Below are 11,516 nucleotides of genomic sequence, written 5' to 3'. Positions count from 1 at the left end.
TCGCGGGTTCGACGTCCCGTCCGCTCCGACCAAACAAACAACAATCGCCCGCTTGTGCGGCATTGTTGTTTGTGCGTTCGGTCGTTGTGTCCGCTTGCGGGCACGTGGCTGCGGAGCGGAGGAAGCCGCCTGCGCGGCTTCCGGCGGGGCTCGAAGGGCTGCGCTTGCAAGCGCAGCCGCGGCCTGCGGGGGTGGGCGAGTCCCGTCCGCTCCGCCAGAAAATGAAGAAGCCCGCCTCGTGCGGGCTTTTTCATTTGCATCGCTCGTTCTGCCTCCCGTTCACTCCTCACCCGCGTACCGCACCGAGCGCCGCGCCCCTACGAGAAATTCGCGATTGCATCCGCCCGCGACTGCGCTATCGTGGCGGGATGCGTTTCCGACTCCTGCGCGATGCTCGATCCGACCGACCTGCGACTTCTGTATCAGCTCCGGCCCGCGGAGCCCGGCGATTTTCCGTATGCCGAGGCGTTGACGCACGGCAATATGGGCGGCTACTACAAACGCCATGGGCTCGTCTGGCGCAGCGACCTGTTCTATGCGAGCTGGCGCGAATCCGAGAACTTCATCCTCGAGGCCGACGGCGAGCGCATCGGCGTGCTGCGCGTGACCGAGGAGGGCGATTCGCTGCATATCCGCGACGTGCAGATCGCGGCCGGCCATCGCGGGCAGGGCGCCGGCACTTATATGCTCGAGATGTCGCATCGCTGGGCACGTGCGCGCGGGCTGCACGAACTGCAGTTGCGCGTCTTCGTCGACAATCCTGCCGCGCGCTTGTACCTGCGCATGGGCTACCACGTCACCGGCCCGCGGCTCGCGCAACTCGGCTCGATTCGCCACATGGTGCGGCCGGTCTGAGGGACCGGCGCCCCGGAGCGCAATCAGCGCACCGCGTCGATCGGGCCGTCGTCGTCGTCCGGCGTTTCGCTGTCCGCGACACCGCCTTCCGGACCTCGATGTTCGTAGCCACGGAGCATGAACGCGCGCGGGCTTTCGCCGAAGGCGCGGCGGAACATGGCCGAGAACGCGCTTTGGCTCTGGTAGCCGAGTTCGCGCGCGATATGCGACAGCGGGCGCCCCTGGTTCAGCAGCGGGATCGCCCGGGCGAGCAGCGCCTGCTGGCGCCACTGCGAAAAGCTCACGCCCAGTTCCTGCTTGAAAAGCCGCGATATCGTGCGCGTGCTCGCGCCGACCTCGCTCGCCCAGTGTTCGAGCGACTCCGCATGCGCGGGGTGCGCGAGTACCGATTCGCACAGCAGGCGCAGCCGTTTCTCGTCGGGCATCGGCACCGCGAGCGGTAGCGGCTCGGCCTGACTCAGTTCGTCGAGCACGAGCCCGCACAGCAGGCGCTCCCGCGCGGTGCTCAGATCGCGCGCGTCGAGTGCGACGATCAGTTCGCGCAGCAACCCCGTCACCTCGACGACGCGGCATGCGTCGAGCCCGCCCGGCACGATCGACTCGTCGATATACAGCGTGCGCAAATAGGCCTCTTCGACGATCGTGACTTCGTGCGTCACGTGCGGCGGCACCCAGATCGCACGGGACGGCGGCACCATCCAGGTCGTGCCGGTCGTCGCGACACGCAGCACGCCGCGCGACGCGTACGCGAGCTGAGCCCAGGCATGCGTGTGCAGCGGAATGCGGCGGCCGGCATCGACCTGCCGCGCGCGCACGCGCATCGGATGGACGGCGGTCGGCGCGAATTCCGGCGGGATGTCGATGACGTCGTACGGTTTCGATACGTCGGCTGGAGCGGGCGGATTCATGAACGGTTCGGGCAGCGCGGCGGCGATGCCGTTATTTTAGAAGGCGCAGCGCTTGCGCATGCGGCGGTTTTTCCGGCCATCATGCCGGGTTCAAATGAACTTTGTGTGGGCGCTGGCGAATCCTGGGGCGGCTGGCCGCTGCCGCGCGCCGACGGTTCGAACCATCGGGCCGGTATCGGGGTCTATCGATGCGTGCGCCATGTCGCGCCCATCGCGCGCCGAGTGCATGCAAACACGGCAACACACGAATCGAAGAGGAGAACCACGATGCGCCATGTATTCGTCTATGGCACCTTGAGAGCCGGACAGGCCAACGACATCGGCCATGCGGCCGCCCGCCACGGCATCGCCGCGCCGACGCTGCTGGGCGCGGCCGCGCTGCCCGGCGAACTGGTCGATTTCGGCACCTATCCGGGCATGATCCCCGGGGCGGCCGGCAAGTCGCTGGTCTGGGGCGACGTCTACGAGGTCGACGAGCGGCTCGTGCCGGTGCTCGACGAGATCGAGCGCGTCTATCCGGGCGTCGACTCGCTGTTCAAGCCGGAAGAGGCGACGGTCGAACTCGGCGGCCGGCAATACGCCTGCCTGTATTATCCGGTCGCCGCGCACGCGGCAGCCGGGCGTCCGCGTATCGCGTCGGGCGACTGGGTCCAGCACCGACGCGAGCAGGAAGCCGCCTGAGCGTGCGTGCCGGCGGCGGCGGGATTTGTCGCTGTCGAATCCAAAAGAAAAAGCGCCCCGCGGGGCGCTTTTTCATGCCATTGATCCGTCGTCGCACGCGACCGGCGGCACGACGTGGAGCCGGCCGACGATCGCAGCGGACAGCTCGTCAGATTTCCTCGTACAGCGGCAGCGTCAAGAATTCGGTGAAGCCTTCCGACGTCGACATCTGCTCGAAGATCGCCGCGGCGCGCTCGTACGGTTGCGTGTTGCCGCCGACCGCGCGCTTCACGTTGTCCAGTTCGATCTTCGCGAATTCGCGCACGAGTTCGGCCGTGACCTTGCGGCCGTCGTCGAGCACGCCCTTCGGCGAGCGGATCCATTGCCACACCTGCGAGCGGGAAATCTCGGCCGTGGCCGCATCTTCCATCAGGTTGTGGATGGGCACGCAGCCGTTGCCGTCGAGCCACGCGCCGAGGTAGTGGATCCCGACGTTGATGTTGTTGCGCAGGCCGGCTTCGGTGATCGGCGCTTCCGGCTGGAAGTCGAGCAGGTTCCTGCCTTCGACCTGCACGTCGTCGCGCTGCTTCGCGATCTGGTTCGGCTTGTCGCCGAGCACCTTGACGAACTCTTCCATCGCGATCGGCACGAGGCCCGGGTGCGCGACCCAGCCGCCGTCGTAGCCGTCGGTCGCGTCGCGCTGCTTGTCCGAGCGCACGCCGCCCATCGCCTTGTCGTTCGCTTCCCGATCGTTCTTGATCGGAATCAGCGCGCTCATCCCGCCGATCGCCGGCGCGTTGCGCTTGTGGCAGGTCTTCAGCAGCAGCAGCGCGTACGCACGCATGAACGGCACCGTCATCGTGATCTTCGAACGGTCGGCCAGGCAGAAGTCGCGGTCGTTCTTGAACTTCTTGATCGCCGAGAAGATGTAGTCCCAGCGGCCGGCGTTCAGGCCCGAGCTGTGTTCGCGCAGTTCGTACAGGATCTCGTCCATCTCGAACGCGGCGAGGATCGTTTCGATCAGCACCGTCGCGCGGATCGTGCCGCGCGGTACGCCGACCGCTTCCTGCGCGGCGACGAAGATGTCGTTCCACAGGCGCGCCTCGAGATGGCTTTCCATCTTCGGCAGGTAGAAGTACGGGCCCGAGCCGCGCGCGAGCAGTTCCTTCGCGTTGTGGAACAGGAACAGCGCGAAATCGAAGATGCCGCCGGACACGCGCTGGCCGTCGACCGTCACGTGCTTCTCGTCGAGGTGCCAGCCGCGCGGACGCACGATCAGCGTCGCGACCTTGTCGTTCAGCCGGTACGACTTGCCGTTCTGCTCGAGCGAGATCGTGCGGCGCACCGCGTCCTTCAGGTTGATCTGGCCGTCGATCTGGTTCGTCCAGCTCGGCGCGTTCGAATCCTCGAAGTCCGTCATGTACGAATCGGCGCCCGAGTTCAGCGCGTTGATGATCATCTTGCGCTCGACGGGCCCCGTGATCTCGACCCGGCGGCATTGCAGGTCGGCCGGCAGCGGCGCGACCTTCCAGTCGCCTTCGCGGATCGCCTTCGTCTCGGCCAGGAAATCGGGGCGCTCGCCCGCGTCGAGGCGTTTCGTGCGCTCGACGCGCGCCTGCAGCAGCGCCTGGCGGCGCGACTCGAACGTGCGGTGCAGCGCCGCGACGAGTGCCAGCGCGTCGGGCGTCAGGATGGCTTCGTAACCCGGCTTGATTTCGCCGGTGATCGTCATGCCTTGCGGCAGCGTGATCGGGGTGCTCATGAGTCTCATCTCCTTGGTCGGTCAGTTGCGGTTTCGGTGAAGGGGGAAGGCGGCAGCTGCGAGCGTCATGCACCCGGGCCGGGGCGCGTGCGGTTTGCGGGTCTGCCGGACGGAGCCGGGGTGGGTGTGGCGAGGAAGGCGAGCAGGTCGGCCATGCCGGTGCCGGTGCCGTCGGGCGGCGCGCCGAGTTCCTCGGCGGGCGCGCCCGTGCGGTTGAGCCAGAACGTCGTGTAGCCGAACCAGGTGGCGCCGGCGACGTCCCACGCGTTCGACGACACGAATACGATGTCGCGCGGGTTCGCCCCGAACGCGGCGGTGCCGAGCGCGTAGGCGGCCGGGCTCGGTTTGTACGCGCGCACGGTGTCGGCCGACAGCACGCGATCGAACAGGCCGGACATGCCGGCGCTCTTGATCGCGATGTCGAGCATCTGCGGGGTGCCGTTCGACAGGATCGCGAGCGGCGGGCGCGGGTCGAGCGCACGCAGCTTGCGCAACGCGGGCACCGTATCGGGATAGGTCGACAGGCACGCGTATTCGTCCATCAAGCGCTTCTCGGCCGCGCCGTTCAGCGCGAGCCCGAGCCGGCGCGCGGCGAACCGCAGCGCATCGAGCGTGATGTCCCGGAACGGGCGATAGTGCGCGCCGGCCGGATCGGCGAGCGTGCGCAGCTGCGAGTATTCGATCTGCTTGCGTCGCCACAGCTGCGACAACCGTTCCCCGTGTCCGGGAAACATCTGCTCAGCCGCGGCCAGCACGGCACGCACGTCGAACAACGTGCCGAATGCGTCGAAGAGGATGGCGTCGGGAGAGGAGAGTGTCGTTGTGGCCGACATAGCCTTGCGCTCCAGTTTCAGAGGTCGGGTCGATTCTATTCGTGATCGAAGATGCTAAAAAAGACGCTAAACATCACTTGATCTTTTACTTTCATATACCTAATCTGAGCGACTCACGTTATTTGAAAGGCGGCGATGCCGTCCTTTCGAGAGAGTCATGGACCGGTTCAAGCAGATCGAAACGTTCGCCGCGGTCGCGGCGAAAGGCAGCCTGTCGGCGGCTGCGCATGCGGAAGGCGTCGCGCCGGCGATCATCGGCCGCCGCCTCGACGCGCTCGAGGAGCGGCTCGGCGTGAAGCTGCTGGTACGCACGACGCGCAAGCTCACGCTGACGTTCGAGGGTTCGGCGTTCCTCGAGGATTGCCAGCGCATCATCAACGACATGCAGAACGCGGAAGCGAGCGTGTCCGCCGGCGGCGTCAAGGCGAGCGGACACCTGCGGATTTCCGCGCCGGCCGGCTTCGGCCGGCGCCACGTCGCGCCGCTCGTGCCCGAATTCAGCGGCGCGCATCCGGACGTGTCGGTCACGCTCGACCTGTCCGACCGGATGGTCGACCTCGTCAACGAGGGGTTCGATTGCGCGGTGCGGCTCGGCGAGCTGCCCGACTCGTCGCTCGTGTCGCTGAAACTCGGCGAGAACCGCCGCGTGTGCGTCGCGTCCCCCGCGTATCTCGCGCGGCGTGGCACGCCGGCCACGCTCGCGGAACTGGCGCGGCACAACTGCCTCGCGCTCGCGGCGAACGCGAACCAGCAGCGCGGCTGGTCGTTCCAGGAGGACGACAAGGTCGTGTCGATCCGCGTGAACGGCACGATGGAATGCTCGGACGGCGCGGTGCTGCACGAGTGGTGCCTCGCAGGCCATGGCCTCGCGTGGCGCTCGTGGTGGGAAGTCGGCGAGGACATCGCGGCCGGCCGGCTCGTCAGCGTGCTCGACGCGTTCGCCGCGCCGCCGATCGGCATCCACGCGGTGTTTCCGCAACGCCGGCATCTGCCGCTGCGGGTGCGCCTGTTTCTCGATTACCTGAAGCACACGTACGAGCGGCCCGGCTATTGGGGCGAGTAGGCGACGCGCGCCCGCGTGTTTCCGATATGAGGGCGAACCCGCTGCCGATTCGGCCGGCGCGATTTCGCACACTACAATCGTAAGAGGCATGCGCGTCGTGTCGCGGCCGGCTCGACTGGAGCCGCGGCGCGCGGCGTGCGATTGACGAAGGAGGGCGCGATGTTCCGGCACATCCTCGTTCCAACCGACGGTTCCGAACTGTCGCAAAAGGCGATCGACGGTGCGATCGACCTGGCTCGTGCGGTCGGCGCGCGCGTGACGGCCTACGCGTGCCTGCCGCAATATCCGTACTCGCCGTTTTCCGAAGTGATCATCGAGCCGCCCGCAGACTTCCGTGCGCGCAGCGAGCGCGAGGCGCGTGCGCATCTCGACGAGGTGGAGGCGGCCGCGAAGGCGGCCGGGGTCGCGTGCGACACGTGGACGAGCGTGCATCCGTCGCCGTATCTCGGCATCATCGAGGCGGCCGAACGCGGCGGGTGCGACGTGATCTTCATGGCGTCCCACGGACGCCGCGGGCTCGGCAGCCTGTTGATCGGCAGCGAGACGCAGCGCGTGCTGACCCATACGAAAATTCCGGTGATCGTCTATCGGTAGGGCAGCGCCGGCCGTGGCCGGGCAAGCTGCGCCGCAGAAAAAGGGCGCGCCGGACGAAGCCGGCGCGCATCGTCGCTGGCGGCCCGTAGGCCGCGCGGCCGGTCGCGCGAAGGGACTCGCGCGCCTGCCGTCTCCTCCCTGATTGTTGTTCCGGTGGCCGATGCCGCGGCGTCGCGAGACGCGGCGGGGATCGGCATCACGCCTGGGCGCGTTACGCGACTTTCTTGCCGTCGAAGAACTGTTCGTCCTCGGTCGAGCCGTGCAGCGCGGTCGTCGATGCTTCGCGCTCGACCGTCTGCGTCACCGCGTCGAAGTAGCCGGTGCCGACCTCGCGTTGATGCTTGACTGCCGTGAAGCCCTTGTCGGCAGCCGCGAACTCGGCCTGCTGCAGTTCGACGAACGCGCTCATCTGCGTGCGGGCATAGCCGTGCGCGAGGTTGAACATCGAGTAGTTCAGCGCATGGAAGCCGGCCAGCGTGATGAACTGGAACTTGTAGCCCATCGCGCCCAGCTCCTTCTGGAACTTCGCGATCGTCGCGTCGTCGAGGTTCTTCTTCCAGTTGAACGACGGCGAGCAGTTGTACGACAGCAGCTTGCCCGGGAACTGCTTGTGGATCGCTTCCGCGAACTTCTTCGCGTACTCGAGATCGGGCTTGCCGGTTTCGCACCAGATCAGGTCGGCGTACGGCGCGTACGCGAGGCCGCGTGAGACCGCCTGTTCGAGGCCCGGCTTCGTGCGGAAGAAGCCTTCCACCGTGCGCTCGCCCGTCAGGAACGGCTTGTCGTTGTCGTCGACGTCGGACGTGATCAGGTCGGCCGCTTCCGCATCGGTGCGCGCAACCAGCACGGTCGGCGTGCCCATCACGTCGGCCGCGAGCCGCGCGGCCGACAGTTTCGCGACGGCTTCGCGCGTCGGCACGAGCACCTTGCCGCCCATATGGCCGCACTTCTTCACCGATGCGAGCTGGTCCTCGAAGTGAACGCCCGATGCGCCGGCCTCGATCATCGCCTTCATCAGCTCGAACGCGTTGAGCACGCCGCCGAAACCGGCTTCCGCGTCGGCGACGATCGGCGCGAAGAAGTCGACGTAGCCTTCGTCGCCCGGGTTCTTGCCTTCCGACCACTGGATCTGGTCGGCGCGCGTCAGCGTGTTGTTGATGCGCTTCACGACGAGCGGTACCGAGTTGGCCGGGTACAGCGACTGGTCCGGGTACATTTCGCCCGCGACGTTCGCGTCGCCGGCGACTTGCCAGCCGGACAGGTAGATGGCCTTCAGGCCGGCCTTCACCTGCTGCATCGCCTGGTTGCCGGTCAACGCGCCGAGTGCGTTGACGAACGGCTCGTTGTTGATGAGGCTCCACAGTTTTTCCGCGCCGCGCTTGGCCAGCGTGTGCTCGATCGGGATCGAGCCGCGCAGGCGGACCACGTCCTCAGCCAAGTAGCTGCGCTTGATGCCCTTCCAGCGCGGATCGGTTTCCCATTGCTGCTGCAGTTCCTGTGCCTGTTGCTGACGCGACATGATGAGCTCCTTGATGCGATGTATGCCTGCCGAATCTGACGGGGATGATGCTGTTCGCGAGGCGGGGAAGCGGTACGTTCCGTTTCGCGAGGTCTTGTATAAGAGTCTAGGCAAATCGGCGGGAGCGAAACAGGGGCTGGCTCGGGAGGCGTGGAATTTTTTAGTTGTTTTTAATCAATGGCTTGATTGCATGATTTCGGGATAAGAAACGCATTTTCCTATCCCGCAATCGTATGGGTTGTGCCGTGCAGCATGATTTTTTACGACGCAAAAAAATTTTCCGCATCGTGAAATTGACGGCGAGGCGAAAAAAAACCGGCGCGGATGCGCCGGTTGGCTGGGATAGGCGAGTAGCCGATCCGCAGGGCGGCCGAGGGCCGCCCGTATGTGCTTACGATGCCGAGTTGCTGCGGCGCGGGCCGCCGCTGCGCTGGCCGTCGCGACGCGGGCCGCCGTCACGGCTGCCGCCCGGCTTGCCGCTCCAGCCGCCGCCATTGCCGCCGCCGTAGCTGCGGCCATTGCCGTTGCCGTTGCCGCCATGACCGCCGCCCGGCTTGCCGCCGAAACGACGACCGCCGTTACCGCCGCCCGGACGGCCGCGGCCACCGGTGCCGCCGTTACGCGGGGGCGACTTGCGCGGCTCGAAACCTTCGATCACGTTGACCGGCAGCGGCGAGCGCACGAAGCGCTCGATGCGCTTGAGCGCGCCTTGCTCGGCATGGTGCACGAGGCTCACCGCGATACCCGAACGGCCCGCGCGGCCGGTACGACCGATACGGTGCACGTAGTCTTCCGCGAACTTCGGCAGGTCGTAGTTGAACACGTGCGTGATGCCCGGGATGTCGATGCCGCGTGCCGCGACGTCGGTGGCAACCAGCACGCGCACACGGCGCTCGCGCAGCGCACGGATCGTGCGGTTGCGCGCGCCCTGCGGCAGATCGCCGTGCAGCGCGGCCGATTCGAAGCCTGCGTCGGCGAGACGGCCGGCGAGTTGGTCGGCGTCGATCTTGGTCGCCGTGAAGATGATCGCCTGGTCGAGCGCGTCGTCGCGCAGCAGGTGATCGAGCAGGCGATCCTTGTGATCGCGGTCGTCGACGTAATGGACGGTCTGCGCGATGTTCGCGCGCGATTCGAGGCGCTGCTGGATCTCGATCCGTTCCGGATCCTTCAGCAGGCGGCTCGTCAGCGAACCGATCTTGCCGTCGAGCGTGGCCGAGAACAGCATCGTCTGGCGCGATTCCGGCGTGGCGGCGACGATCGTTTCGATGTCTTCGATGAAGCCCATGTCGAGCATGCGGTCGGCTTCGTCGAGCACGAGCATCTTCAGTTCGGACAGGTCGATACGGCCGCGCTCGAGGTGATCGAGCAGCCGGCCCGGCGTGGCAACCAGGATTTCCGGGTTCTTCGCGAGCAGCATCAGCTGCTGGCCGTAGGCGACGCCGCCCAGGATGCTGACCGTGCGCAGGCGCTTCAGGTGCTTGCCGTACGTCGATGCGGCCGTCGTGACCTGCATCGCGAGTTCACGGGTCGGCGTCAGCACGAGCAGGCCCGGGCGCGCGACCGGTTGCGGGCGGCGCACGCGGCGGTCGCCCTGGTTCGGTTCACGCGGCGCGCGCGGTTGCTGCGCCTGCGTCTTCTGGAGCTGCGCGAAACGTTCGATCGCGGGCAGCATGAATGCGGCCGTCTTGCCCGAACCGGTCGGGCTCGACACCAGCAGGTCGCGGCCGGCGATGCCGGCCGGAATCGCGCGCTGCTGGACCGGCGTCGGCTTCACGTAGCCGGCGGCCTGCAGCGCGGAGACGATCTCCGGCGACAACCCGAGCGACGCGAAGCTCGGCTCGTCCGACGCCGGTTCGACCGCGGCCGGTGCGGCGGCGTCGTCGAGACCGAGCGCCTGGTCGGCGATCGCGTTGAGCGGGCTGGAGTTGATGCTCGAAGTCATAACAATCCTTGAAACACAGTGGGTGAAACGTCGGCGCCAATCGCGCATACCCAAGTCGTCGGATTCAGCGAGCAAATCGGGAAACGGGTGCAATCCGCCGAACCGTCGGCGGATGAGGCATTAGAAGCTGTTTTGGGTGCGGCGCGCTTCAGGAGCGGGGCCGCCAGCCTAGTTGACGACCGCAAGGGTCGAAGCAGGAGGGGACAGGTTCTAAACCGGATTGGAGCTTAACGCTACGAGGCGTCGGGCCGGAACGGCTTGCGAGCCGAGCGCGGGAGGTGACGCAGGCCGTATTATAAAGAAATTTGCTGCGCTGCGCCACTGATTTGATTGCCGATTGCGGCGGCGTCGATTCCGTCAGGACGCCGTGCCGTTTTTCAGCGATTCGACGAGTTCGATGTACTGCTGCTTCGCCGCATCCTGCGACGTACCCTTCAGCGCTTCCCAGGCATCGTACTTGTATTTGCCGACGATGTCGGTGAAGCCCGGCTTGTCGCCGTGCGCATCGCCGTCGGTCGCCTGCTTGAAGAGCGCGTACAGGCGCAGCAGGGTCAGGTTGCCCGGCCGTTCCGTCAGTTGCTTGACGTCGATCTGGGCCTGGTCGAATTGGGCGGTGAGTTCGCTCATCGGGTGTCTCCGTAGGGGTTTCAGGTCGGCCGATCTTATCAAGCGGGCCGTCGCGCAGGGTCGAGCGATCCTTCCAAACCGCCGCCCGCACCGCCCGTGCGCACAGATCGGGTCCGATCGCCCGTGGGAGCGGGGCGGCGCATTACAATGTCGGCCATGACGCAAACAGTGCTCCTCGCCATCGATACGTCGACCGAATACTGCTCGGTCGCGCTGCTGCGCTCGGCCTCGGCCGATGACGCCGTTTCCACCCCGCAAACCTGGGTCCGCCACGAGCCGACGGGCGCCGTGTCGAGCACGCGCGTGCTGCCGGCGATCCAGGAACTCTTCGCCGAATCCGGGCTGACGCTCGCCGACTGCGACGCGATCGCGTTCGGCGCGGGCCCCGGCTCGTTCACGGGCCTGCGTACTGCGACGGGCATTACCCAGGGCCTCGCGTTCGGGGCCGGGCTGCCGGTCGTGCCGATCGGCACGCTGCTCGCGTGCGCCGAGCACGCGCGGCTGCGCGCGCCCGGCACGACCCGCGTGCTCGCCGCGCTCGACGCGCGGATGGACGAAGCCTACTGGGCGGATTTCGAATGGGACGACGGCGCCGGTGACTGGCGTACGCTACATCCGGCGTCGCTCGACGCGCCGGGCGCCGTCGGCGTACCCGATGCGCCGTTCACGCTCGCCGGCAATGCGGCCGCGGCGTTCGGCGCGCAGTTGCCGGCCGCCGCGCGGGCGGCCGCGATCGACGGCGAGGCGTTGCCG

The 11,516-nt window shown here is 67.1% G+C and carries 11 protein-coding genes; 5 read left to right on the top strand and 6 right to left on the bottom strand.

Features of this window, described 5'->3' with window-relative positions; translation table 11 throughout:
- The first annotated feature begins 390 nt into the window (after positions 1 to 390).
- The gene (locus AP428_RS07870; RefSeq protein WP_011549510.1) at positions 391 to 855 is read left to right on the top strand and encodes a GNAT family N-acetyltransferase; all 465 of its coding nucleotides are present in this window, start codon (positions 391 to 393) and stop codon (positions 853 to 855) included.
- A 23-nt stretch (positions 856 to 878) separates the two neighbouring features.
- Here AP428_RS07870 and AP428_RS07865 read toward each other — a convergent pair whose 3' ends face one another.
- The gene (locus AP428_RS07865; RefSeq protein WP_027812538.1) at positions 879 to 1,763 is read right to left on the bottom strand and encodes a helix-turn-helix domain-containing protein; all 885 of its coding nucleotides are present in this window, start codon (positions 1,761 to 1,763) and stop codon (positions 879 to 881) included.
- A 267-nt stretch (positions 1,764 to 2,030) separates the two neighbouring features.
- Here AP428_RS07865 and AP428_RS07860 point away from each other — a divergent pair, with 267 nt between their 5' ends.
- Positions 2,031 to 2,444: a gamma-glutamylcyclotransferase gene (locus AP428_RS07860; RefSeq protein ID WP_011549512.1), complete on the top strand. Its 414-nt coding sequence runs from the start codon at positions 2,031 to 2,033 to the stop codon at positions 2,442 to 2,444.
- 148 nt (positions 2,445 to 2,592) lie between these two features.
- On the opposite strand, the gene aceB is transcribed toward AP428_RS07860, so the two are convergent.
- Both aceB and AP428_RS07850 read right to left on the bottom strand, forming a co-directional pair.
- Positions 2,593 to 4,185, bottom strand: coding sequence for a malate synthase A (gene aceB, locus AP428_RS07855; RefSeq protein ID WP_054927939.1), 1,593 nt, complete (start codon positions 4,183 to 4,185; stop codon positions 2,593 to 2,595).
- Between the two features lie 65 nt (positions 4,186 to 4,250).
- On the bottom strand, positions 4,251 to 5,018 hold the full coding sequence (locus AP428_RS07850) for a haloacid dehalogenase type II (protein WP_006478458.1): 768 nt from the start codon (positions 5,016 to 5,018) through the stop codon (positions 4,251 to 4,253).
- A 157-nt stretch (positions 5,019 to 5,175) separates the two neighbouring features.
- On the opposite strand from AP428_RS07850, the gene AP428_RS07845 reads away from it, so the two are divergent.
- On the top strand, positions 5,176 to 6,081 hold the full coding sequence (locus AP428_RS07845) for a LysR family transcriptional regulator (protein WP_011549515.1): 906 nt from the start codon (positions 5,176 to 5,178) through the stop codon (positions 6,079 to 6,081).
- 159 nt (positions 6,082 to 6,240) lie between these two features.
- The gene (locus AP428_RS07840; protein WP_011549516.1) at positions 6,241 to 6,675 is read left to right on the top strand and encodes a universal stress protein; all 435 of its coding nucleotides are present in this window, start codon (positions 6,241 to 6,243) and stop codon (positions 6,673 to 6,675) included.
- Between the two features lie 211 nt (positions 6,676 to 6,886).
- On the opposite strand, the gene aceA is transcribed toward AP428_RS07840, so the two are convergent.
- The 3 genes from aceA to AP428_RS07825 form a co-directional block, all read right to left on the bottom strand.
- Positions 6,887 to 8,194: an isocitrate lyase gene (gene aceA / locus AP428_RS07835; RefSeq protein ID WP_012328776.1), complete on the bottom strand. Its 1,308-nt coding sequence runs from the start codon at positions 8,192 to 8,194 to the stop codon at positions 6,887 to 6,889.
- Positions 8,195 to 8,585: 391 nt separating this feature from the next.
- Positions 8,586 to 10,136: a DEAD/DEAH box helicase gene (locus AP428_RS07830; RefSeq protein WP_011549518.1), complete on the bottom strand. Its 1,551-nt coding sequence runs from the start codon at positions 10,134 to 10,136 to the stop codon at positions 8,586 to 8,588.
- A gap of 357 nt (positions 10,137 to 10,493) precedes the next feature.
- Entirely contained in the window at positions 10,494 to 10,763 is a 270-nt protein-coding gene (locus AP428_RS07825) for an acyl-CoA-binding protein (protein ID WP_006478462.1), read from the bottom strand.
- Positions 10,764 to 10,910: 147 nt separating this feature from the next.
- Here AP428_RS07825 and tsaB point away from each other — a divergent pair.
- A partial coding sequence (tsaB, locus tag AP428_RS07820) for a tRNA (adenosine(37)-N6)-threonylcarbamoyltransferase complex dimerization subunit type 1 TsaB (protein WP_054927938.1) occupies positions 10,911 to 11,516 on the top strand: 606 nt, incomplete at its 3' end.

The organism is Burkholderia sp. E168m22 (assembly GCF_001319805.1).
Classification (GTDB): Bacteria; Pseudomonadota; Gammaproteobacteria; order Burkholderiales; family Burkholderiaceae; genus Burkholderia; species Burkholderia orbicola.
Note: the sequence above shows the minus strand (reverse complement) of the source record. Positions and strands in the feature narration are given on the sequence as shown.